Here is a 22,673-nt window from a genome sequence, read left to right on the forward strand (position 1 = left end):
AGGCCTTTCTGCAGAAGAAAAAAGATTGGCAGAATCCTATAATGTTTGTTACTTTTGTGAACCTAATAAACACAGAAGAAACACCTCATTATGAACATACACGAATATCAAGGAAAAGAGATATTGAGCAGCTTTGGCGTACGCGTACAAAGAGGTATCGTTGCACAAGATGCTAAAGAGGCAGTAGATGCTGCAAAAAAACTTACTGAACAAACCGGAACCGGATGGCATGTAATCAAAGCCCAGGTTCACGCAGGTGGTCGTGGTAAAGGCGGGGGAGTGAAACTTGCAAAAAACCTTCAGGAGGTAGAAGAGATTGCAGGACAGATCATAGGGATGAACCTTGTGACTCCACAGACTTCTGCGGAAGGTAAAAAAGTGCACCAGGTATTGGTGGCTGAGGATGTATACTATCCGGGAGACAATGAGCCGGAAGAATATTATATGTCAGTTCTTTTAAACCGTGCTACGGGTAAGAACATGATCATGTACTCCACTGAAGGAGGAATGGATATTGAGACTGTGGCAGAGCAGACACCACACCTGATTTTTAATGAAGAGATCGATCCCGCAGTTGGACTGATGCCTTTCCAGGCAAGAAGGATCGCTTTTAACCTTGGACTAAGCGGTGCTGCTTTTAAGGAAATGACCAAATTCGTTATGGCTCTTTATGAGGCTTATTCTAAATCTGATTCGGCGCTGTTTGAAATCAATCCTGTTCTTAAAACAAGTGATGATAAGATCATGGCCGTTGATGCCAAGGTAACTATAGATGATAATGCCCTTTTTCGTCATAAAGATTATGCAGAGATGCGTGATGTGCGTGAAGAGAACCCGGTTGAGGTCGAAGCGAGAGCTGTTGGGCTTAATTATGTAGACCTTGACGGGAACGTAGGCTGTATGGTAAATGGGGCAGGCCTTGCAATGGCAACTATGGACCTTATCAAACAGGCCGGTGGAGAACCAGCTAACTTCCTTGATGTTGGAGGTACAGCCGATGCGAAGAGAGTAGAGGAGGCATTCCGATTGATCCTTAAGGATGAAAAAGTAAAAGCTATCCTCATCAATATTTTTGGAGGTATTGTTAGATGTGACCGTGTTGCCCAGGGTATCGTAGATGCTTATAAGAATATGGGAGACGCGATCAAAGTACCTATTATTGTTCGCTTACAGGGAACAAATGCAGATATCGCAAAAGAAATCATTGACAACAGTGGACTTGATGTTCATAGTGCCGTTGAGTTCCAGGAAGCTGCAGACAAAGTACACGAAGTACTGGCGTAACACAGTTTTTCTATATAGATTTAAAAGTCCCGGTCTTGCCGGGACTTTTTTTATGCCTGAAGTTTATGCTAAAAATTTGTTAAATATAAATTAGGCCTGTAACCTAATGGTGGCTCCTCAGTCTTTGAAGTATATCATCAATCAATCTAAAAACTTTAAACTTTAGTACTATGAAAACTTTAAAAACTGTATTTGTCGCCTTAGCTATCTGTTTGACCACTTCAATGTTCGCAGATTCCAATCCTGTATCCAAAGAGGTTAGCACCACCTCTATTTCTCAGGAAATTGAAAAAATGCTTTTTGATTCTCAACTGGTAATTGAGGAGGAATTTAAAGTAACCGTCATTTTTCAGGTTACCGGAGATAAAAGGATAGAAATCCTTTCTGTTAATTCCCCGAATCAGGAAGTGAATACCTTTATTCAAAGAAGATTACAAAACAGAAAATTGCACAGTGAATGTTTGTCTTCAGACCAGATTTATGCATTACCTATCAATATGCAGTCCCTGGAGTAGAAAAAATTTCAGCTTTTAAACCCGGCCAATGAGCCGGGTTTTTTTATGGTGTTCCATTTCAAATTTTTGTAATCTATTAAAGATCAGTTAAAAAAGTGTGGAGTAGTGTAACGAAAGAGATTTGGGAAAGTCTATTAAGTATATCATCAATCAATCTTAAAATCAGACTGTTATGAAAACTTTTGTATTATCTCTCGTATTGACAATCTCACTGAGTATTAACTTTGATAATGCTCCTGCTTTGAATTTTATTAATCCGGATTCTCTTTCTGCGGAAGTTGAAAAATTGCTTGACGAAGCCACTTGTGGGGCAGAAAAGGATCTTACCGTAATCTTGTTCTTTTCAGTTTCTGAAGATCAAAAAATTCAGAGCTTACGTGTAGCTTCCACAGACCTTGAACTTAATGACCTGATTCAGAAAAAGTTCGAAAATACAGAACTTCCCGGGGATTCCTGGCGAATGGATAAGATCTATGAGCTTAAGGTCGAACATAAAGCATGAAAAAATTCTGTGTGCAATTCAGATCCCGGGTTTTTATACCGGGATCTTTTTTATAGGTGCAGGCCGCACTCTGTTTTTGGGTTGTTGTTCCACCTGCCGTTACGTGCATCTCCGGCAACGGTACAATGAGTACAACCTATAGAATTATAACCTTTGGCCACCAGCGGGTGATACGGCAGGTCATGTTCTTTAATAAAATTGTCGCGCTCCTCTTTGGAAACATCCAGTAAGGGGTAGAATTTAAGGATCTCTCCACGGTGTTCAAAAATGTCCAGGCTGGCCCTGTGATCACTTTGCCATTCCATGAGTCCGCTCACCCATACATTATACTTTGATTTAATGCGGTCAAGCGGCTTCACCTTATTGATATAGCAACAAAAATCGGGGTTCTTTTTCCAGGTTTCGTCTGCGGTGGTAAAATCGTGTTCTTCCTTGATCGCGCTGACAGATATCACCTGCAGGCCATAACGCTCACTTAGTTCCCCCTTATACTTCAGGGTTTCTTCGAAGTGATAACCTGTATCTATAAAATATACGGGTTGATCTCTTTTGATATCAGAGAAGAGCTTCAGTAAGAAAGCCGAGGTGGCAGCAAAGGAACTGGTGAGCATGATCTCATCCTGTGAAAAGTCGTTATATAACTCCCTGATACGTTCGTCTAAAGTAAGATCCTTGTATTTCTTGTTCAGGAGGGTAATTTCGTGTTCCGTGAAAATTCTTTTTTCTGCGGTTTCGTTCATAGACCTTATTTCTTTTCCTCCTTTTTCTTCTTATCCTCCTTTTTTGGAAGTGGCCCCCGTTTGTAGATAACCAAACCGTTAAGGAAATTCCTCAGAAACTGGTCTCCGCATTCCATATACTTGGGGTGATCCTCACTTCTGAAAATGGCACCAATTTCACTTTTTGTAACCTTGAAATCTACCAGCGAGCATATATGTACTATATCCTCATCGCGAAGTTTTAAGGCGACCCTTAATTTTTTAAATATATCATTGTTGGAAAGAGGCATACTTCAGTGTTTTGTTTGTCGGGAATCGCGGGTAAAAATACATAAGTTTAATAACCCACTGAAGCACTTCAATAAATTTAACCACCAATATTAAGATTTTTTTGTCTTAAATGCCATAAAGTCATGAATAACATCTTGATTTAAGACATAATGTCTTATTTTTTGCGGTGGTATTTTGTTTGCTAATGGATAAATGAAAAACCTTAAAATTTAAAAATATGAGCTTAATAAAAAGAAATGAGGCCAATTGGCTGCCATCAGTTTTTGACGATATGTTTAAGACTGATTGGTTAGGAGGAACAACCAATGTGAACAGTATAGGAACCAGTATTCCTGCTGTGAATATTCAGGAGAGCGATGACAACTTCATGGTTGCAGTAGCGGCTCCCGGTATGACCAGGGAAGATTTCCAGATCGAATTGGACAATGATGTGTTAACCATTTCTTCTGAACAGAAAAAAGAAGAAGAAAAGACTGAAAAGAACGGTAGGTTTACCCGAAGGGAGTTTAGTTACAACAATTTCAAACGGTCATTTAGCCTTCCTGAAACCGTAGACAGTGAAAAGATCTCAGCAACTTATAACAACGGAGTTCTTGAGATCATGCTGCCTAAAAAAGATGAGGCTAAGGTACAGCCAAAGAGAATGATCGAGATCGGGTAATCAAAGGTCTCAGAAATGATGAAAAAACGCTCCTTTCCCTGGAGCGTTTTTTTATTGGGTTAAAACCCCGGGGAGGGGCAGTATTTAAGTCTCCACCTTTAGGTGGAGGTGATTCAATAAGCATTTTATCTTAAATGGAAAATGAATTGCCTCCCGATGGATTCGGAGGTTAACAATATTTACTTATAAAAGGGCTTTAGCCCAATATCTCTCAAAAATGTCATTTGTTAAACCTGTTATCTGGGGGTAATAATTTATCGTTGAATGCACTTTGGAAAGGTGAAAATTTTCCGGTTTGTAATAGATCACCGCATGATGAAGATCATACTCTAATAATCCTGATCCTTTTAAATTAGTTGCACAACTAAATAGTTTAAGGGATGTCGATGAAGATCAGAACATACCTACCATATAAAAACAAAATTCCAACAGATGAAACGTTTACTTTTAGGTAATGAAGCACTTGCTCAGGGAAGTATCGACGCAGGTTTGTCAGGGGTGTATGCTTATCCCGGCACACCTTCAACTGAAATAACCGAATATATTCAAAAGTCAAAACTTGCAAAGGAATTAAAGATACACACGACCTGGTCTGTTAATGAAAAAACCGCCATGGAAGCTGCTTTAGGTATGTCCTATGTAGGCAAGAGAGCTATGGTGGTCATGAAGCATGTAGGTTTAAATGTGGCATCAGATGTTTTTATGAATATGGCTGTTTCCGGGGTAAATGGCGGTCTTGTAGTGGTAGTAGCAGATGACCCTTCAATGCATTCCTCGCAGAATGAACAGGATTCGCGTTTTTATGGAAAATTTGCGATGATCCCTATCCTGGAACCCTCAAATCAGCAGGAAGCCTATGATATTATGGTATATGCCTTTGATCTCTCTGAAGACTTGAAATTACCTGTATTGGTAAGAATGGTCACCCGTTTATCGCATTCCCGCGCAGGTATAGAAATAACGGAAAGGCGTAAACAAAACGATATAAATTTACCTTCAGATACGTCCCGATTTGCTTTACTACCTATGAATGCTAAAAAGCAATTTGATCTGCTGGTCAGGAAACAGGATGAATTGATCGAACATTCTGAGAATTCTAAATTAAATAGCCTGAAATTAAGTAAGGACAGAGGCATAGGGATCATAGCATGTGGTTTAGCCTATAACTATGTGATGGAAAAAATCGAAGAGAATGAATCTTCTTATTCTATTTTAAAGATCTCTCAATATCCTTTGCCCAGGGAAAAAGTAAAAGCCTTATACGAACACTGTGATAAAATTCTGGTTATAGAAGACGGCTATCCTGTTGTAGAAGAGTTATTACACAACTATTTTGATGAAAATGATAAAATAAAAGGAAAGTTATCCGGTGACCTACCGCGTACCGGGGAACTGAATCCTAACATCGTTGGTAAATCTTTGGGGCTTTTCCACAACAATATTGACCCTATTCCTTCTATAGTTACCCCAAGGCCACCACAGCTGTGTGAAGGTTGTGGTCATACAGATCTTTTTAATACTATAAATGAGTTAATTCCTGAAATTGGGAACAAAAACGTGTTTGGAGATATTGGCTGTTACGCCCTGGGGGCTTTGCCACCTTTGAACACCATCAATACCCTGATAGATATGGGCGCTTCCATCACAATGGCAAAAGGAGCTGCAGATGCCGGGCTGGAGAATGCTATTGCAGTTATTGGGGATTCCACATTTACACATTCGGGTATGACAGGGCTTTTGGATGCCGTATATGAAAACACACCTATTACGGTTATTATTTCAGACAACTCTGCTGTTGCCATGACGGGAGCCCAGGAATCAACTGCAGTAGGAAGATTGCACAAGATCTGTTTAGGGCTTGGAGTCCATCCTGAACATCTGAAAACAATAGTTCCGCTCAGGAAGAATCACGAAGAGAATGTAGAATTATTGCGAAATGAATTGAAATATAAAGGGGTTTCTGTCATTATTTCTGAAAGACCCTGCGTGAGACTATCAAGAGATCAAAAAGAAGAAATTAAAGCTAAAATTGCGGCATTAAACTGATCTATTAAAATCAAAACTTAGAGAATGAAAACAAATATAATATTATCAGGTGTTGGGGGTCAGGGGATTCTAACCATTGCTGCGGTTTTGGATACAGCTGCTTTAAGCCAGAATTTGTTCATTAAACAATCTGAAGTTCACGGGATGAGCCAGCGCGGTGGTGCCGTTCAATCCCATGTGAGAATATCTGATAAGGAAATATTCTCTGATCTCATTCCGGAGGGAAGGGCTGATTTAATTTTATCGGTAGAACCAATGGAATTATTGAGATATCTTCCCTTTTTGAAGAAAGATGGCTGGCTGGTTACAGATTCAGAATCATTTATCAACACTCCGAATTATCCTGAAAAAAATGATCTGTTCGATCAGATCAAAAAACATCCGAATCATGTCATTGTTAATGCAACAGAAATTGCGAAAACCATCGGGAATTCAAAAGTTGCCAATATAGTATTGCTGGGAGCGGCTTCTGCAATTATACCTTTACCGGAAGACAGCATGATCGAAGCCATTAAGAAGTTATTTCAGCATAAAAGTGAAAAGATTATAAGGTTGAACCTGGAAGCTTTTTATGAAGGAAAGAAAGTTGCGGAAGGGATCACTAGTTTGGCTCCCAGTAAATAATTTGGAAATGAATTCTACTGAAAAGGTTTTCATTGACCTTTTCTTTTTCAGAGAATTTTCTTTTTCACCAGATTCTCCTTATGAAGGTTCTTTTTTTTGGACAAGCAAAAAAATGAACAATCATGAAACGGAACGAATTTTTTATGACCGAAGGGAAATTAATTTTTCTAAGCTAGAATATTGAAAGAATTTTGAAGTAACTTTTATCCAGGTTTAAGAACCATTTATGAAAGAACCACTTTAGAATTCTGAAGTACTTCTTTAATTGCTTCAGATAAGATAATCACCCCTTTTTCAATTTGATCCTTTGGCATATTCGAAAAGGAAAGTCGCAACCTGTCATCTTTTTTACTTGCCGGATCAAAGGTTCTGCCGGTTACGAAAACGACACCTTTTGTGACACTTTCATTGAATATATCTGTCGAACTGATATTAGGCGGTAATTTAAGCCAGACATAAAATCCTCCTTTTGGTTCGTTCCAGGTGATTTCTTTCGGCATATGGGTTTTCAGGTGTTTCTGAAGCAAATCTCTGCGTTCCTGATATTCACTTCTCAAAAACTTCAAATAAGGTTCCAATTTGTTTTGTACTAAAAATTCATTTCCCAGGATTTGCATGAAATTAGAAGTACAGGCATCCAGGGCTTGTTTAACTGTTTCTGCTTTTTCGAAAATTTCTTCCGAAGACAACATAAAGCCCAATCTAAAACCCGGACCAAGTATTTTTGAAAATGAACCTGTATAAATTATTTCCACATCCTTGACACCAAATGATTTCATGGCTTTTGTCAGGTGTTTTTCATCTTCATTAAAATACAGGTCGCTGTAGGCATCATCTTCCAGTAATATTATTCCTGTACCAGATAAGGCTTCCAGAAGCTCTTTTTTTCTTTCAGGAGAGTAAATGATCCCGGCGGGATTATGATAATTAGGAGTAACATATAAAAATTTAGGCTTTCGTTCTAAAGACTCAATTTTGCTTTTTAAAGCCTCTATATCAATACCATGCTTATCAATTGGTATACTATGTATTTCAGCTCCAAAAGTTTCAAAAACCGTTAAAGCTCCCACGAAACATGGGTTTTCTGTCAATATAATATCTCCTTCGTTAACAAATTCCTGGGTAATAATAGAGATGGCCTGGAGTGACCCGGTGGTGACTAAAATCTTATTATCGCCAACAACCACACCCTTATTTTCCAGATAGTCTTCTAATGACTTGACCAGAGGAGGATAACCGGAGGTCGGGCCGTATTGGAAACACAATTTTTTTACAGTTTCAGGCAAAGAATTATAGATCTCATCAATTTGTTCTACGGGAAAGAGATGATTGTTCGGCATCCCACCGGCAAATGAGATCAGATTTTTTCCGGAAGCCTGTTTCATTAATTGTTTAACGTCCTCAGAATGCATGGAATTAACTGCGTTCGAAAATGCATACATAGCGTGAAAAGTTTTGACTGGTTTCTCAAATTAACAAAGAGAAAATCAAACAGATTGTGATGAATGTCAGCTAATGTCCTATTTTAAATTTATTTCTTTACCGTGAGTAAATCCTTTATTTCTTATGCTTCATTCGAAATTGATCCATCCCGAAAGTATTGTCGTTGTTGGAGGTTCTGATAATATTCATAGTCCCGGTGGCAGGGTTTTAAAAAACCTGATCGATCATGAATTTAAAGGAAAACTATTTGCGGTCAATCCCAAACAGGAGCTTGTTCAGGGGGTGAAATCATACAATATCATCAATGATATTCCTGAAGTTGACCTGGCTATTATCGCGATCCCGGCAAAATATGTTCTTGAAACAGTGAAGGTTCTTTCTCAGCAGAAGAACACGAAAGGATTTATAATCTTCTCGGCCGGCTTTAGTGAAAAAGATGAAGCAGGAGCTAAGCTGGAAAGTGAAATTGTCAAGTTGATCAATGAAAAAGGTGGAAGTTTATTGGGTCCCAACAACATTGGATTGATAAATAAATATTACACAGGAGTTTTTACGACACCCATTCCTCAACTCGATGATCACGGAGTTGATTTTATTTCGGGTTCAGGTGCAACAGCAGTTTTTATCATTGAAGCCGCCCAGAGTATGGGGCTGACGTTTTCAAGCATTTATAGCGTTGGGAACAGTGCTCAAATAGGAGTGGAAGAGATCCTGGAATACTTAGATCATTCCTTTGAAAATGAATCGGGTTCAAAAGTAAAACTGCTTTATATTGAAAGTATTAAGGATCCACTAAAGCTTTTAAAACATACGGCCTCATTGATACGTAAAGGCTGCAAAATAGCGGCTATTAAGGCCGGAAGTTCAGAAGCTGGAAACAGGGCGGCTTCCTCACATACGGGAGCCATAGCCAATTCAGATGTTTTTGTTGATACCTTATTCAAAAAAGCAGGAATAATACGTTGCTATGGCCGAAACGAACTTATTACAGTTGCGGCCATACTTCAGCAAAAAGATTCCGAAGGAAAGAACATAGCCATCATTACCCATGCCGGAGGCCCGGCAGTAATGCTGACAGATGTCTTGTCCAGGAACGGACTGAAAATCCCTCATCTTAAAGGAAAAGAAAGCGAAGCTTTATTAAGCGGGTTGTTCGAGGGGTCTTCAGTATCAAATCCCATTGACTTTTTAGCGACAGGAAACGCTCAACAATTAAGTGACATTATTGATTATTGCGAAAATTGTCCTGAAATCGATGCCATGGCAGTCATTTTCGGGAGTCCGGGCTTAACCGCAGTGGATGATGTATATGAAGTATTGAATGCAAAGATCAGGACTTCCCAAAAGCCTATCTATGCCATATTACCATCAGTGGTGAATGTGAAAAATGAAATCCGTGAGTTTATAAAGAAAGGAAATATCGCTTTTCATGATGAAGTCTTATTCGGAAATGCCCTGACGAAGGTTTACAACCACACCTTAATTGGTGATGAAACTAAGGATCCTGACTTTCCGTTTTTTGAAAATATAAGAAAACTGGTAGATGCGCTTCCAGACGGTTACATGCCTACAGAAACAGCTATTACCTTATTGGAATATGCAGGACTAAATTTTGCAACTCCGTATCATATTGAGAATAAAGAAGAACTAAACAAGATCTCAAAGTCTGTTACGTATCCTGTAGTTCTAAAAGTTGAGGGACCTTTACACAAATCTGATGTAGGTGGGGTCATATTAAATATTTCCAATGAAACGGTATTATATGACAGTTTCAATAAGTTGATGAAAATTGAAGGAGCAGTTGGTGTTATAATTCAGCCTATGATGAAGGGAATGGAACTTTTCATTGGGGCAAAAAAGGAAACTAATTATCCTCATGTAATTCTATGCGGACTGGGCGGAATTTTTGTGGAGGTGCTGAAAGATATAAGTGCTGCAATGATCCCTGTTTCAGAGGATGAGGCCTTTAATATGGTCACTGATCTTAAAGCCTATCCTATATTAAAAGGCGTAAGAGGTCAGGCGGGAATCAACATTCGATTATTTGCTGAAACTATCGTAAAAATTTCAGACCTGCTGACTGTGGTTCCGGAAATTGCAGAAATAGACCTTAATCCTCTTATGGCTACTGAAAAAGACCTGATCGCTGTGGATGTAAGAATTCGATTAGAAAAATAGATAAAGCTCTTTTTTGAAGGTTTTATTATTTGTCCAGAAGTATCCATCTGTTGCCCGCACTCTGGATCATCATTTTTTGAGAACCGTTGATTCCACTAACCGTGCTGTTCGTGGTCACGTCAAAAAGATCATTTCCGTTTAAAAAAGTAAAAGTCTTGAAGGAATTTCCCGGCCAGTTGATCAAATAAATGATCCTGCCTTTGTTGGTGGCGGCATCTGGAATGGTTATACTGCTCACCTGGTCATTGATCCTCAGGGTATATGTTTCATCAGGGATAAGGTAGGAGCCGGTTGAAGAAGTGGTGGAGGTGTAGGTTTTGGCATTTGGATGTCTCCAGGTTACCAGCCCATTCCCGTCGGTCATCAGCACCTGATCCTGAGTTCCCCTTACATCGGGGAGTATATATTCCTCTGCAGGGGTGGCACCTATTCCCAGTCTTCCGGCAAAATAACCGGCAAATACCTTTCGGGGGTCATTTCCTGCTGCCGTGCTGTAAATACCATAAACTGTTCCATTACCTTGTATGGTACCTATCTTATTATAGATCCCATAGTGGTTTTTGGTGGCGCCAAAGGTCTTTCCAACATCATTATAGATCCCGTAGATCTCCTCATTCGTATTCTGATAGGTTTCGTTGAAGATCCCATAGTGAATGCCTGTTCCATCTGCACTTACCAGGTTCTTAATCCCATACTTTTTATCGGCTGTGACAGAGCGATTGCTGCTTATGATCCCATAAGTAACGTTTTTTGGGGAGCTGCTAGCGTTTTCCACTTCAAATCCGGTCCTGATCGCATGATCTTCAGAAGAGGGAAGGATCACCTTTAATTTGACATTTTCAGCCTCCCCGCCAATATTGACGTTTCCAGTTCTGAAGATAGATTCCTTCTTACTTGCAGCAGCACTTGTTGTGCCTACCCTGTAAAAATCTGAAGAGGCTTCCTGGCCTATCCCTTTCCATTCCTTACCTGTTGAATTCCAGTAGTAGAATCCCACCGGGAAATTTTCCGTAGAAGTATCAAGGAAAACCATCATCCCATTCTGGGCTACTGTTGGTTGTGCAGCGGGGAACCTGGATATCCGGGGGATAAGGATCCCGTCGGTAGCTCCAGGAGCTCCGGGGTCTTCAATAGCTATATCGAGCTGGGCTTTAGGATCTGTAGTATTGATCCCCACCTGTGCCGTAGCAGGAAACAAGGTCACAAGAAATAGTGCTCCAAAAAAGAAGTATTGCTTCAAAACTTTTTACCAAATTAACGGGGAGACACCAAAGAATTGAATAAATGTAAAAAATTAATCGACTGGCATACAGAACAATATAATTATTTTAACACTCAGGAAGCCTCCTGGACCTTCTCCTGCAACATCTTGATCTCGTCACGTAGTTTGGCAGCCGTCATAAAATCCAGTTCTTTAGCAGCCGATTCCATTGCTTTTCGTTTTTCCCTTATCCTTTTTTCCAGCTGGGGTTTGCTGAAGAATTCCGTCTCAGCTTCCGCAGCTTTAAGATCGGGAGCAACTTCATACTGGTAAGGTTCCGGTTTCTTTTTGACCAACATGTTTTCAAAAGATTTTTTAAGGGCAGTGGGAGTAATATTATTCTCGGCGTTATACTTCAGCTGTTTTTCCCTTCTGTATTCGGTTTCATCAATGGTCTTCTGCATACTGGCAGTGATCCTGTCAGCATACATAATAGCTTTACCTTCCAAATGTCTCGCAGCTCTCCCGATGGTCTGGGTCAGGGATCTGTTACTTCTCAGGAAACCTTCTTTATCAGCATCCAGAATGGCTACTAAAGAAACTTCGGGAAGGTCAAGCCCCTCCCTTAAAAGATTCACCCCAACCAGCACGTCAAAAATTCCTTTTCTAAGATCCTGCATGATCTCTACCCTTTCCAGGGTATCAACATCACTATGAATATAGCGGCAACGAATATTAATACGGGTCAAATATTTTGTCAGCTCCTCGGCCATACGTTTGGTAAGGGTGGTCACCAAAATACGCTGATCTTTATCAATACGTAGCTGCATTTCTTCTATAAGGTCATCGATCTGGTTTAGACTGGGTTTTACCTCGATCACTGGATCCAACAAGCCTGTGGGTCTAATCACCTGCTCAATATAGAGTCCTTCGGTCTTCTGAAGTTCATAATCTGCCGGAGTTGCACTCACGTATATTACCTGGTTTTGAAGGGCTTCAAATTCTTCAAACTTCAAAGGGCGGTTATCCATAGCTGCCGGGAGACGGAAGCCGTAATCCACCAGGGTTTCCTTTCGGGAACGGTCTCCGCCGTACATGGCGTGTACCTGCGGAATGGTTACGTGACTCTCGTCTACTACCATCAGGTAATCATCAGGAAAATAATCCAGAAGACAGAAAGGTCTCGTACCGGGTAACCTTCCATCCAGATATCGTGAGTAATTTTCAATTCCGGAACAGTAGCCAAGTTCCCTGATCATCTCAAGATCAAAATTCGTGCGCTCATCCAGCCGCTTTGCTTCAAGGTGTTTCCCAATATCTTCAAAATAACCTACCTGTTTCACAAGGTCATCCTGGATCTCCCTGATCGCTCCCTGCAAAACATCAGGAGAGGTCACGAACATGTTGGCCGGATAAATATTCAGGCGCTCATATTTCTCCAGCACCTCATTGGTTGCCGGATCAAAGGCTTCTATTTCTTCGATCTCATCTCCGAAGAAATGCACCCTGAAGGCATTGTCGGCATAGCTTGGGTAAATATCAACGGTATCCCCTTTTATTCTGAAATTCCCGTGGTTGAACTCTGCTTCAGTCCGGGAATAAAGGCTTTGCACCAGTTTGTGAAGCAGCTGGGTACGGGAGATCACCATATCCTTCTCAATAGAGATCACATTCTTCTTGAACTCTACAGGGTTTCCTATACCGTAAAGACAGGAAACAGAAGCTACTACGATCACGTCCCTCCTTCCCGAAAGCAGGGAAGAGGTGGTGCTTAAACGCAATTTTTCGATCTCCTCATTGATGGAGAGATCCTTTTCAATATAAGTTCCCGACGAGGGAATGAAGGCCTCAGGCTGGTAGTAGTCGTAGTAGCTAACAAAATATTCCACCGCATTATCGGGGAAGAATTGCTTGAATTCCGAATAAAGCTGGGCAGCAAGGGTCTTATTATGTGCCAGGACCAGGGTGGGTTTTTGAACTTCCTCAATAACATTCGCAACGGTGAATGTCTTTCCTGAACCTGTCACCCCCAAGAGGGTCTGGTATCTTTCGTTTGTATTTATTCCATTTACCAGCTGGCTTATGGCGCCAGGCTGATCTCCGGTGGGCTTAAAATCTGATTGAACTCTAAATTTCATAGGGCATTTTTCGAACCTGCAAAAGTAACTATTTAATATGCGTAATCAAAAAAGAGGCCACACCTAATTATCTTAAAATCAGGTTAATTGCAGTTGCCGTAATGAAGGTATAATTACAGGTCGCGTTTCTTCAAAAGAGCATAAGAGAGGTAAACAAAAATGGCGATCCATACACCCACCACCAGTAACTGGTACCAGTGAATGGCATAATCCTTTGTCATCTCAGAGCCCAGTTGGGTAGCTGCCGATTGTACGACGTTCAAACGGGTAAAAGGTTCCTTTACCAGGAGGCTCATAGATTCCAGAGGAAAGAACTGTGCGATATTCTCGGCAGTATCACTATCTCTGAATAACCGGTATTTCATCACTCCAAAAGCTATGCTTTCAAGGATCCACCAGATGAACAGAAACCCAAGGGCGAATGCAGAGCGCTTTACCAGCACTCCCAGGAACATACAGAAAGCGAAAAATCCGGTGAGTTTAATGAAATAGCCCAGTAAATATTCCAGGTCGGAAAATATGATGGAAACCTCGGTATAATCTGAAAATGAAAGCCCCAGGATCATGGATACAATGAACAGGAAAACCGTAGATAGTAAAGCAAAAGAAGTAACCGTAAGGAATTTGGATAGTATAAACTCTTTCTTACTAAGCCCGTCGATCAAATTTTGCTTCAGGGTACGGTTGGTATATTCGTTTGACATCATCGAGACGATAACGATCGCCAAAAACAACTTAAGGGTGGCCGCTATATAGGAGTTAAAGTGCCAGATATAGGGAAAGTTAAAGATCCCCTGATCGGCAACCCTTAGTTCCACACCTCCAAATTTGAATTCAATGGAAGCTATGAGGGCGATGAAGGTAATGAGCACAAAATAGGTAGTGACAAGGATCTTCGCAGATTTACTGTAGCGAAGTTTATGGAATTCTATGGTGAGGAGTCGTAACATTTTAAGCGGAAATTTGGTTGGTTAACTGCAGGAATTGCTCTTCAAGACTTTCTTTTCTTTTCACCAGCTGTGAAAGGATAAGACCATTCTCAAAGAGATAAGTGTTCAGGGCTTCTGCTTCCAGAGGTTCGTTCAGAAAAGCGGTTAAAAGATCCTCTTTTTGAACCAGTTTCCCGAAGGAAGGATGCTTCTCCAGCAGCGAATACAGTTTTGCCTGATCTGCAGCTTTAAGCTCGAAAAATCCGAAACTCGCGTTCATCTGATCCACCGGTCCGCTGTACAGTTTTTCACCTTTCCTGATGATCACCACATGCGTACATACCTTTTCCACCTCATCAAGCAGGTGGGAGGCAAGCAAAATTGTAGTACCGTCTGCAGCGATCTTTTTTATGATGGCCCTTATCTGGTGAATTCCCTGCGGATCGAGTCCGTTAGTAGGTTCATCCAGGATAAGGATCTCGGGATCGTTGAGCAGGGCAGAGGCAATGGCAAGTCGCTGCTTCATTCCCAGGGAAAAAGTTCTGAACTTACTGTCTTTCCTGTCCAGAAGACCTACCAGCTCCAGTTTCTCGTCGATCTTTTCGGGAGAGACATTTTTTATCTTACACACCAGGCCCAGGTTTTGCGCCGCCGTCATATAAGGATAGAAATTGGGTCGTTCTATGATAGCCCCTACCTTTTTTAAGGCTTCGTGGGTACTTTGTGTTCCGTCAAACCACTGGAAATCTCCGCTGGTCTTGTTCACTACATTCAACACGACACCCAGGGTAGTAGATTTTCCACTCCCGTTGGGGCCGAGAATGCCGTAGACATTTCCTTTTTCAATGGTAAAAGAAAGGTTTTTGACCGCTGTTATAGGACCAAAGCGTTTGGTGAGGTTGTTAATGCGAAGTATGGTGTTCAAAATAAGGAAGCTTTTAACATTCGACGCCTAAGTTAACGTTTTGTTACATGGCCATCCCAAAAGAAGTTTTATTTTTGGGGAAATCCTAGGTATGCAAGAAAAACTCATGTCAAAAAAGAAACCTTCATTTCCCGTGAATGAAAGGTTCCATAAATACCTGGCGAAATATAACAGGAATATCAAGATCCCTGTATTTTATGAAGATCTGTTAAGATTCTCAGGTTCTATTGTAGTTTATGACCAACATGAGGAAGATACTTTTTGGGTAAGATGCTATTATGCAGATCACGAAAGGAACGACATTGACACCAGTTTAAAAAAGGTGTATACCATCCTGCATTCAGATGGTAGTGATGACTCCCTTGAATATCTAAATGTGGATGCCATTGATTACTGCACCTTTGGAAACTCCAAACCTTTCCGGATCAAAATAAGGAATGTCCTTAACGACAGTTTCACCTATTTTTATGTAAAGAAAGCAGATGCCTCACGCATCTATGGGCTGGAATTTGAACACATTCTCTCCCCGCACAGGATCAATTTCCTGGTTTACCGTGACACGCTCATTGAGGAACATATTGCAGGGATTCCCGGCGATGTTTTTATCGAGGATGAGCTGCCCCTTTGTGATGAACGGGCAAAGACACAGATCGCCAAGCAATTCGTGAAGTTCAATGAGCGATGTACCATCAGGCTTTTGGGCGATATGAGATCGTATAATTATGTGATCATCCCTACTCACGATTTTGACCATGTGGAATATCAGATAAGGGCAATAGATTTTGACCAGCAATCGTACGAAGGCAACCTGAAAGTATACCGTCCCCAGTTCTTTAAAGAGAATTTTAAAATGGTGCAGCTGGTTTCTACCAAGCTTCAGGAATCTTCTATAGAACAATACCGGAAGGAAGAACGGTCCCTCCTGGCAAAAAGGATCATAAATGCGCAGAGCAGGTACAAAGAACTTATGCGCTGTATCCTCAATGACCAGATCTCGAATGAACCTAATGTAAGGCAATTGAGAAAAGAACTATATGAATTCTCCAACGATATGAAGTTCAAAAGGGCCCGATCTATGGGGCAGATCCTTCGTACGGCACTCGAATTCGTGAAAAGAAATTATGAAGATGTCAATATGAAAAGACTCATTTAATTCAAAGTTCAAAATTTAAAATTCAGGATAAGTCTCTTAATAAAGAAGCCTCTAAAATGACATTATAGAGGCTTCATGTTTATTAAGAATTTTGAATTCTGAACCCGGAATCTTGAATTTATTTAGCTTTTCTGTTCCTTATTGAAGTACACCAGGTAATAATACATCTGTTTCTCTTCGTCCCATCCTTTTTCGATAAATTTTTCAGCAGACTCAGGATTAATAAAATCCATTTTTATCTGGATATTGGTATCAAGGTTAATGGTATTCTTGATCGATCTTCGAGCTGCAGTGACCGCAGTGTTTGAAATAGGGAAATTGGTTAGGTCCTCGATCTTATATTTTGGTGCTTTCTCAGTCTTATAGTTCTGGAATTCGGGGAGCAGATCAGGGTTGTCAATAACAGAGTTCAGAAAAGCTGATTCTTCAAAGTCATCATTTTTCGCAAAGTAGTCCACACTTCGGTTCATGAACATTACTTCCTCTTTTTTATCTTCTGCAGGAAGTACCACATCCTTGGCAAAATTCTGGCAAAACTTGAGATACTTTTTGGTATTGAAGTTTTCATCTGCCAGGATATCCACTCCCAGGAAATTCTCCAGCCAGTATTTTGTATCGTATTTGTTTGAATCTACAGAAAGTATCTTGTAACCTTCAGCGCTGTCCTTATTCAGGATCAAAGCACCTTTATCTAATTTGTTCAGATTGATCCCCTGCTGAATGATCATTTCAAGAATACTTTCCTTTTCCTGGAATTGAAGGAAATCGTGTTTTAATTCAGATTTAAAGATCCCTATGGCCGATGTCTTATTATTGTCAAGCATCACGTTGTCAAAATACACTACGTAAACTTCTCCGCTCTTGATGTGAGGGTGGGAGGATTGTTCGAAAAGTAGCGTGGTGATCTTTTTTGAATATTCATGGATATTCCTTGGGTTCTCAAAGATCTTATTGGCGATCTCAAACAAAGGGTTGAACTCTACATCTACCTCATTACTGAAGTGGTAATAATTTTCCTCTTTTTCCCTGAAAGGTTTCAGGAAATATTCTTTGATCAAAGGGGTGATCTCATCATTCAGCAGAAAAGGTTGGGCAGAAAGGAAAATGTTCTCATTTCGGCTTTTGTTGCCAACCCTGTGAATAGACAGGGATTCAATTTGGGTGTTATAAAGATTGATCATAAAAGTATGGATTTGCTCGTTTAGGCCGGGCACAGGATCTCCGGGCCGGGCGGCAAGATATTAAAAAGAAAAGAAAAATTTCAGCTAAAAAATAGTCCGGAATAAGTTAATTCCAGTTCTCGTCAAACGAAAGATCGTCGTAATCATCAATGTCAAAGTCTTCATCATACTCACCTCCCAGATCATCATCCTCTGCCTGGAATTCTTTCTCGGGTGCAGCTGTGGGCAATTGACCGTGAACAAACATTAGGTTGGGGTAATCCATCTGGGGATCCGGTTCGGCGATCTCTGCCAGTTCCACAAGAAAGGTCCACATGCTCAAAAAATCGTAGATATAGATAAGTTTGGTTTGGGTTTCAGAAACCACATCATCAAGGGTGGTCTCATTCATGAGTCTCACCGAATTTTCCTCCTCATCCATATCAAACTGGGAGACCTCTTCTCCCTGGTTCCAGTCGTCATCACTAAGGTAGAAGGAAGCCATTTCGGTACCGTCAAAACCAAAGGATTGTAAAATAACGTTATGCAGATCTTCCAAAGTGTTATCGGCCATTATTTCAATGTCACGGAACACATCCTCTTCAGCATCAAGTATAACTCTAAATCTGTATAGCATAGATCATAAAATTGGAATGCAAAGATACATTTTTACATGAGAAATCCATCTATCGGCTAAATCTGTGGAGGGTGAAGGTCATTGCGGTGAGCAGGAAAAATGCTCCTACCTGGTGCGCTACCCCCAGCCATAAAGGCACAGCATAGATGAGTGTGAGCACTCCCAGGACGAACTGCAGTACCACTAGTCCAACCATCCAGTTTATTCCCTTTTTCTGCGGAAGGGTGAGCGTCATCTTTCGTGATCTGTACCAGATGTAGATGATGTATGCAACCACGGCATAGGCCAGGTATCGGTGAACGAATTGTACCCCGCTTTTGCCTTCAATGAAGTTTCTCCACAGCGGATTTTGTTCGATCCAAACGGTTTCATGAATAAGCTTCCCATCTGTCATCAAAGGCCAGAAATTGTGGATCCAGCCTGCATCCAGGCCGGCCACGAAGGCTCCCCAGATGATCTGGACCAGCAGCAGGATCATACCGCCCCAAATAAAGTTCCTGAAATTCTTATTTATCGCTTTCTTTTTAGGGTAAAGCAGGTCCATGGCCACCCAAAAGGCGTAGGCAAAGGTGACAAAGGCTATAGTAAGGTGGGCCGCCAGCCTGTAGTGGCTAACTGCCGGCATATCAACCAGTCCGCTTTTCACCATGTACCATCCCATAAATCCCTGGAAAGCTCCCAGGGCCAGAAGCACTAAGGATTTGTAGATGGTGGGACGGGTCATTTGTTTGGTGAAGAAGAAATACAGGAATGGAATTATAAATACAATTCCTATCAATCTTCCAATTAACCTATGGAACCATTCCCAGAAATAGATCCCTTTAAAATCTTCTAAATTGAAATGATAATGCAGTTTTTGATATTCGGGATACTGTTTGTAAAGCTCAAAGGCTTCTTCCCATTCCTGCTGGTTGAGCGGGGGAATGGTACCCGTAATAAGTTTGTAATCTGAAATAGATAAGCCGGAGTTGGTGAGTCGGGTGATGCCGCCTACCACAACCATGATGAAAATAAGGAAACAGCCGGTAAACAGCCAGTACACAACTTTTTTATTGTCTTTCATTGCGTTAAAAAAATAAGGAGGTCCATAAGGGAAGGCTTAAAAGCCGGGTTATTGAGGGTTTAATCCAAGTTCTTTTCCTTTTTTAAGCATATATTCTTTGGCAGCTTCATACTCATTGGGGATCTCTCCTTCAAGGATAGCTTCCTTGATCGCGTCCTTTATGATCCCTATTTCTCGGGAAGGCTGTACATTAAAAGTTTTCATGATCTCCTGACCAGATACCGGTGGTTGAAAATTGCGCACATGGTCACGCTCTTCCACCTCTTTGATCTTTTGCCGAACGAGTTGGAAATTATTATGGTACTTTCTGAAGCGCCGTGGATTCTTGGTAGTGATATCGGCCTCGCACAAGGTCATGAGATCTTCTATATTTTCTCCTGCGTCGAAAATGAGCCTTCTCACTGCAGAATCGGTTACATCCTGTGCCAGCACGATAGGTCTGGAACTCATTAATACCATTTTTTGCACGAACTTCATTTTTTCATTAAGAGGCAGCCTGAGGCGTTTAAAAAGTTTGTAAACCATTTTTGCTCCTACGAATTCATGGCCATGAAAGGTCCAGCCTATCTTTTCATCAAACTTTTTGGTGGGGGCTTTACCTATATCGTGCAGCAGGGCCGCCCATCGTAACCAGAGGTCATCTGTACTTTCTGAGATATTATCTACCACCTCCAGCGTGTGCCAAAAATTGTCTTTATGGCGCTGCCCTTCAATTTCATCTATACCTTCAAGCGCAGTAAGTTCGGGTAAGATCAATTTAAGCAATCCTGTTTTGTGCAGCAGTGCAAATCCTTCCGAAGGTTTTTTTGACAGCAGGATCTTGTGTAGTTCATCTACGATACGTTCGCGGGAAATGATCTTGATCCTGTTCTTGTTTCGGCTTATGGCCCGCAGGGAATCTTTTTCGATCCTGAACCCCAGTTGCGAAGCAAAGCGAATAGCCCTCAGCATCCTCAACGGGTCGTCTGAATAGGTGATGTCAGGATCAAGCGGGGTGCGAATTACACCTGCATTCAGGTCTTGTAATCCGTTAAAGGGATCCAGCAGGTCCCCGTAAGTTTCTTCGTTAAGACTCAGGGCCAAAGCATTGATGGTAAAATCCCTTCGGTTCTGGTCATCTTCCAGGCTTCCGCTTTCCACTTCAGGATTCCGGCTTTCTTCAGAATAACTCTCCTTGCGTGCCCCAACAAATTCAATTTCCATATCATAGGCCCGCAGCATTGCGGTGCCATAGTTCTTAAAAATCTGTACTTTGGGTTTATGCGGAAGGAGTTGAGAAACCTTTTGAGCGAGTTCTATACCACTTCCCACAGCTACGATATCAATGTCTTTGTGATCTCCCCGCTGAAGAATGTGATCCCTTACAAAGCCACCAATCACATAACTCTTTAATTGAAGTTCTTTTGACGCAAGAGAAATTACTTTAAAAATAGTATTGGTCAGGGATTGCTTGTAATTGATCACTGGGTATAATTTTATTTATGGCCTCTGTTAAGGCTTTGGTCTTTCGGGATTAATCGGTGTTCCTGAGTTATTTCCTGATCACCTGAACTTTTCCATCATTGCTCAGCTTAATGATCGCCGAGGGTTTTGGTGTCTTTTTTGACCGGTTCAAATTTACTACATAGTCCACACCTTTTAAAATTTCCGGAGAGATTTGCGCGAAGGATTCGGGAGTTGGTCGCCCGCTGATATTTGCCGAGGTAGAGACCAGCGGTTTTTTTAATTTTCTGATGAGTTTTGAACAAAAATCATCCTTGGTGACCCTAATTCCCAGGGTGTCATCTTCCCCCACCAGGTTCTCTGCTATACGAATAGGCCGATCATATACTATGGTAGTTGGCTTTTCTGCATATTTGAGGATGTCATAAGCCACTTCGGGCACCTCTTCCACATACTGGTTGAGCATTTTGAAGTCTGATACCAGGCAGATCATTGCCCTGGTCTCACTGCGCTTTTTTAGCCGGTAGATCTTATCGATGGCATCTGCATTGGTAGCATCACAACCAATTCCCCACACGGTGTCTGTAGGATAGAGTATGATCCCCCCTCTTTTAAGAACCGTAAGGGCATTGTTTAATTCTTCATAAAGATTTTCCATAGATCACTTTTTTGTATTCCGTATAGGTTTTTTCGGCCATTATTTCACTGGTACATTCCCTGTACAGTTTTTCCCGGGAAATTTCGGCAAAGGTCGGGATTACCTCTGGATTTTGCATTAAAAACCGAATGTTTTCCCCCAGTGCGATATGATCATAAGCCGGTGCTAAAAGTCCGTTCACTTTATGTTGGATTACCTCGGGTATACCGCCCACGTTGGTACTTACCACGGGAATGCCATGGTAAAAGGATTCATAGATCACCTGCGGAATTCCTTCTATCTCTGAGGTCATGAGCATCGCGCTGAACTGGGGGATCAGGCCGGATGCATCAGGGATGTATCCCAAAAAGGAGAAATAAGCTTCCAGTTCCAGGTCATTTACCAATTGCTTCAGCTGTTCAGTTCTTTTACTAAAGTTCCCAATCTGAACAAAATGTAACTTCGTATTTTCCTCCTTTTTCAGCCAGTGTGCGGTCATAATGAAAGTCTCGAGGTTTTTGGCTTCTATATGATTGGCGATATTCCCAATCAGTAAAGTTTCAGATGGAAGTTTCAGCTTTTCATGTATCAAAAAAGGGGCTTTTCTTTCTTTATTATCGGTTCTCGTACCGTGGTATATGACCTCCAGTCTGTTACCCCCATTTATGGTTTGATCACTTATGGTTTTGGTCGCTTCAGAAACGCACAGGATCTTTTTGACCTTAGGATAATTGTATTTGTATAGGGTCTGTTTCCTGGTCCTTATTGGGAAAGAGGTCTTTTTGCTGAGAATGAATGGGGGCAGGTCTGCCAGGTGATCTGCCATGACCGTATGGGTTAGGGCCGTACTGTCATGAATGTGCAGCAGATCAAATTTGTGTTTCTTAACCACACCTAATAACCTGCTCATAAACCGGGGGTCGAGCTTATTGGCCAGGGGTGCATCGTAAAGTGGAATTCCGGTTTTTTTTAATCTCTTGTGCAGGATGCCATTCTGGACACAAAGTACATGATTTTCAACCAGGTCTTTCTTTTCCAGTTCAAAGCAAAGATTTTCCAGGTGGTTTTCACCACCACCCCAATTTTGTGCTGCAGAAAGATGTAGGATCTTCAACTTCATTCTT

At 41.2% G+C, this 22,673-nt stretch carries 21 protein-coding genes; 8 read left to right on the plus strand and 13 right to left on the minus strand.

The window, feature by feature from the left end:
* Window positions 1–90 precede the first annotated feature (90 nt).
* The 3 genes from sucC to ACFSTG_RS02685 all read left to right on the plus strand — a co-directional run bounded on the left by sucC (window position 91) and on the right by ACFSTG_RS02685 (window position 2,301).
* Window positions 91–1,284 (plus strand): ADP-forming succinate--CoA ligase subunit beta, encoded by a 1,194-nt coding sequence (sucC, locus tag ACFSTG_RS02675; protein WP_380748186.1) that lies wholly within the window; start codon window positions 91–93, stop codon window positions 1,282–1,284.
* A 170-nt stretch (window positions 1,285–1,454) separates the two neighbouring features.
* Entirely contained in the window at window positions 1,455–1,799 is a 345-nt protein-coding gene (locus tag ACFSTG_RS02680; protein WP_380748188.1) for a hypothetical protein, read from the plus strand.
* Between the two features lie 172 nt (window positions 1,800–1,971).
* A complete protein-coding gene (locus tag ACFSTG_RS02685) occupies window positions 1,972–2,301 on the plus strand; it encodes a hypothetical protein (protein WP_380748190.1) in 330 nt (109 codons plus the stop codon).
* A gap of 50 nt (window positions 2,302–2,351) precedes the next feature.
* Here ACFSTG_RS02685 and ACFSTG_RS02690 read toward each other — a convergent pair whose 3' ends face one another.
* Both ACFSTG_RS02690 and ACFSTG_RS02695 read right to left on the minus strand, forming a co-directional pair.
* Window positions 2,352–3,041 carry a phosphoadenylyl-sulfate reductase gene (locus ACFSTG_RS02690; protein WP_380748192.1) on the minus strand — a complete coding sequence of 230 codons (690 nt, stop codon included), beginning with the start codon at window positions 3,039–3,041 and terminating at the stop codon, window positions 2,352–2,354.
* 5 nt (window positions 3,042–3,046) lie between these two features.
* Window positions 3,047–3,310: a DUF1456 family protein gene (locus tag ACFSTG_RS02695; protein ID WP_380748194.1), complete on the minus strand. Its 264-nt coding sequence runs from the start codon at window positions 3,308–3,310 to the stop codon at window positions 3,047–3,049.
* 218 nt (window positions 3,311–3,528) lie between these two features.
* Here ACFSTG_RS02695 and ACFSTG_RS02700 point away from each other — a divergent pair, with 218 nt between their 5' ends.
* The 3 genes from ACFSTG_RS02700 (at window position 3,529) to ACFSTG_RS02710 (ending at window position 6,642) form a co-directional block, all read left to right on the plus strand.
* Complete coding sequence (locus ACFSTG_RS02700) at window positions 3,529–3,972, plus strand: Hsp20/alpha crystallin family protein (protein ID WP_380748196.1); 444 nt, start codon at window positions 3,529–3,531, stop codon at window positions 3,970–3,972.
* Between the two features lie 432 nt (window positions 3,973–4,404).
* The gene (locus ACFSTG_RS02705; RefSeq protein WP_380748198.1) at window positions 4,405–6,018 is read left to right on the plus strand and encodes a thiamine pyrophosphate-dependent enzyme; all 1,614 of its coding nucleotides are present in this window, start codon (window positions 4,405–4,407) and stop codon (window positions 6,016–6,018) included.
* 24 nt (window positions 6,019–6,042) lie between these two features.
* Window positions 6,043–6,642, plus strand: coding sequence for an indolepyruvate oxidoreductase subunit beta (locus tag ACFSTG_RS02710; protein ID WP_380748200.1), 600 nt, complete (start codon window positions 6,043–6,045; stop codon window positions 6,640–6,642).
* 224 nt (window positions 6,643–6,866) lie between these two features.
* On the opposite strand, the gene ACFSTG_RS02715 is transcribed toward ACFSTG_RS02710, so the two are convergent.
* Window positions 6,867–8,084 carry an aminotransferase-like domain-containing protein gene (locus tag ACFSTG_RS02715; RefSeq protein WP_380748202.1) on the minus strand — a complete coding sequence of 406 codons (1,218 nt, stop codon included), beginning with the start codon at window positions 8,082–8,084 and terminating at the stop codon, window positions 6,867–6,869.
* 124 nt (window positions 8,085–8,208) lie between these two features.
* On the opposite strand from ACFSTG_RS02715, the gene ACFSTG_RS02720 reads away from it, so the two are divergent.
* Window positions 8,209–10,263, plus strand: a complete 2,055-nt coding sequence (locus ACFSTG_RS02720) for an acetate--CoA ligase family protein (RefSeq protein ID WP_380748204.1) — start codon at window positions 8,209–8,211, stop codon at window positions 10,261–10,263.
* 25 nt (window positions 10,264–10,288) lie between these two features.
* On the opposite strand, the gene ACFSTG_RS02725 is transcribed toward ACFSTG_RS02720, so the two are convergent.
* The 4 genes from ACFSTG_RS02725 to ACFSTG_RS02740 form a co-directional block, all read right to left on the minus strand.
* Window positions 10,289–11,503 (minus strand): hypothetical protein, encoded by a 1,215-nt coding sequence (locus ACFSTG_RS02725; RefSeq protein WP_380748206.1) that lies wholly within the window; start codon window positions 11,501–11,503, stop codon window positions 10,289–10,291.
* A 95-nt stretch (window positions 11,504–11,598) separates the two neighbouring features.
* Window positions 11,599–13,602: an excinuclease ABC subunit UvrB gene (gene uvrB / locus ACFSTG_RS02730; RefSeq protein WP_380748208.1), complete on the minus strand. Its 2,004-nt coding sequence runs from the start codon at window positions 13,600–13,602 to the stop codon at window positions 11,599–11,601.
* A gap of 113 nt (window positions 13,603–13,715) precedes the next feature.
* The gene (locus tag ACFSTG_RS02735; RefSeq protein WP_380748210.1) at window positions 13,716–14,552 is read right to left on the minus strand and encodes an ABC transporter permease; all 837 of its coding nucleotides are present in this window, start codon (window positions 14,550–14,552) and stop codon (window positions 13,716–13,718) included.
* A gap of 1 nt (window position 14,553) precedes the next feature.
* On the minus strand, window positions 14,554–15,456 hold the full coding sequence (locus ACFSTG_RS02740; RefSeq protein WP_380748212.1) for an ABC transporter ATP-binding protein: 903 nt from the start codon (window positions 15,454–15,456) through the stop codon (window positions 14,554–14,556).
* Between the two features lie 91 nt (window positions 15,457–15,547).
* On the opposite strand from ACFSTG_RS02740, the gene ACFSTG_RS02745 reads away from it, so the two are divergent.
* The gene (locus ACFSTG_RS02745) at window positions 15,548–16,609 is read left to right on the plus strand and encodes a hypothetical protein (RefSeq protein WP_380748214.1); all 1,062 of its coding nucleotides are present in this window, start codon (window positions 15,548–15,550) and stop codon (window positions 16,607–16,609) included.
* A gap of 122 nt (window positions 16,610–16,731) precedes the next feature.
* Here the strand turns inward: ACFSTG_RS02745 and ACFSTG_RS02750 are convergent, their stop codons facing one another.
* The 6 genes from ACFSTG_RS02750 to ACFSTG_RS02775 form a co-directional block, all read right to left on the minus strand.
* Window positions 16,732–17,790: a nucleoid-associated protein gene (locus ACFSTG_RS02750; RefSeq protein ID WP_380748216.1), complete on the minus strand. Its 1,059-nt coding sequence runs from the start codon at window positions 17,788–17,790 to the stop codon at window positions 16,732–16,734.
* Window positions 17,791–17,896: 106 nt separating this feature from the next.
* Window positions 17,897–18,406 carry an IS1096 element passenger TnpR family protein gene (locus ACFSTG_RS02755; protein ID WP_380748218.1) on the minus strand — a complete coding sequence of 170 codons (510 nt, stop codon included), beginning with the start codon at window positions 18,404–18,406 and terminating at the stop codon, window positions 17,897–17,899.
* A gap of 49 nt (window positions 18,407–18,455) precedes the next feature.
* Complete coding sequence (locus ACFSTG_RS02760) at window positions 18,456–19,469, minus strand: COX15/CtaA family protein (RefSeq protein WP_380748220.1); 1,014 nt, start codon at window positions 19,467–19,469, stop codon at window positions 18,456–18,458.
* Between the two features lie 48 nt (window positions 19,470–19,517).
* A complete protein-coding gene (locus tag ACFSTG_RS02765) occupies window positions 19,518–20,930 on the minus strand; it encodes a CCA tRNA nucleotidyltransferase (protein WP_380748428.1) in 1,413 nt (470 codons plus the stop codon).
* Window positions 20,931–21,000: 70 nt separating this feature from the next.
* Window positions 21,001–21,570 (minus strand): L-threonylcarbamoyladenylate synthase, encoded by a 570-nt coding sequence (locus tag ACFSTG_RS02770; protein WP_380748222.1) that lies wholly within the window; start codon window positions 21,568–21,570, stop codon window positions 21,001–21,003.
* Window positions 21,554–22,669 (minus strand): glycosyltransferase family 4 protein, encoded by a 1,116-nt coding sequence (locus ACFSTG_RS02775; protein WP_380748224.1) that lies wholly within the window; start codon window positions 22,667–22,669, stop codon window positions 21,554–21,556. Before ACFSTG_RS02775 ends, ACFSTG_RS02770 begins: the two co-directional genes overlap by 17 nt.
* Window positions 22,670–22,673: the final 4 nt, after the last annotated feature.

This window comes from Salinimicrobium flavum (genome assembly GCF_042684505.1).
Taxonomy (GTDB): domain Bacteria; phylum Bacteroidota; class Bacteroidia; order Flavobacteriales; family Flavobacteriaceae; genus Salinimicrobium; species Salinimicrobium flavum.

Excerpts from the sequence above, each read along its gene's own strand:
- sucC (WP_380748186.1), top strand. The coding sequence starts at position 91 with ATGAACATACACGAATATCAAGGAAAAGAGATATTGAGCAGCTTTGGC.
- ACFSTG_RS02680 (WP_380748188.1), top strand. The coding sequence starts at position 1,455 with ATGAAAACTTTAAAAACTGTATTTGTCGCCTTAGCTATCTGTTTGACC.
- ACFSTG_RS02685 (WP_380748190.1), top strand. The coding sequence starts at position 1,972 with ATGAAAACTTTTGTATTATCTCTCGTATTGACAATCTCACTGAGTATT.
- ACFSTG_RS02690 (WP_380748192.1), bottom strand. The coding sequence starts at position 3,041 with ATGAACGAAACCGCAGAAAAAAGAATTTTCACGGAACACGAAATTACC.
- ACFSTG_RS02695 (WP_380748194.1), bottom strand. The coding sequence starts at position 3,310 with ATGCCTCTTTCCAACAATGATATATTTAAAAAATTAAGGGTCGCCTTA.
- ACFSTG_RS02700 (WP_380748196.1), top strand. The coding sequence starts at position 3,529 with ATGAGCTTAATAAAAAGAAATGAGGCCAATTGGCTGCCATCAGTTTTT.
- ACFSTG_RS02705 (WP_380748198.1), top strand. The coding sequence starts at position 4,405 with ATGAAACGTTTACTTTTAGGTAATGAAGCACTTGCTCAGGGAAGTATC.
- ACFSTG_RS02710 (WP_380748200.1), top strand. The coding sequence starts at position 6,043 with ATGAAAACAAATATAATATTATCAGGTGTTGGGGGTCAGGGGATTCTA.
- ACFSTG_RS02715 (WP_380748202.1), bottom strand. The coding sequence starts at position 8,084 with ATGTATGCATTTTCGAACGCAGTTAATTCCATGCATTCTGAGGACGTT.
- ACFSTG_RS02720 (WP_380748204.1), top strand. The coding sequence starts at position 8,209 with ATGCTTCATTCGAAATTGATCCATCCCGAAAGTATTGTCGTTGTTGGA.
- uvrB (WP_380748208.1), bottom strand. The coding sequence starts at position 13,602 with ATGAAATTTAGAGTTCAATCAGATTTTAAGCCCACCGGAGATCAGCCT.
- ACFSTG_RS02735 (WP_380748210.1), bottom strand. The coding sequence starts at position 14,552 with ATGTTACGACTCCTCACCATAGAATTCCATAAACTTCGCTACAGTAAA.
- ACFSTG_RS02745 (WP_380748214.1), top strand. The coding sequence starts at position 15,548 with ATGCAAGAAAAACTCATGTCAAAAAAGAAACCTTCATTTCCCGTGAAT.
- ACFSTG_RS02750 (WP_380748216.1), bottom strand. The coding sequence starts at position 17,790 with ATGATCAATCTTTATAACACCCAAATTGAATCCCTGTCTATTCACAGG.
- ACFSTG_RS02755 (WP_380748218.1), bottom strand. The coding sequence starts at position 18,406 with ATGCTATACAGATTTAGAGTTATACTTGATGCTGAAGAGGATGTGTTC.
- ACFSTG_RS02760 (WP_380748220.1), bottom strand. The coding sequence starts at position 19,469 with ATGAAAGACAATAAAAAAGTTGTGTACTGGCTGTTTACCGGCTGTTTC.
- ACFSTG_RS02770 (WP_380748222.1), bottom strand. The coding sequence starts at position 21,570 with ATGGAAAATCTTTATGAAGAATTAAACAATGCCCTTACGGTTCTTAAA.
- ACFSTG_RS02775 (WP_380748224.1), bottom strand. The coding sequence starts at position 22,669 with ATGAAGTTGAAGATCCTACATCTTTCTGCAGCACAAAATTGGGGTGGT.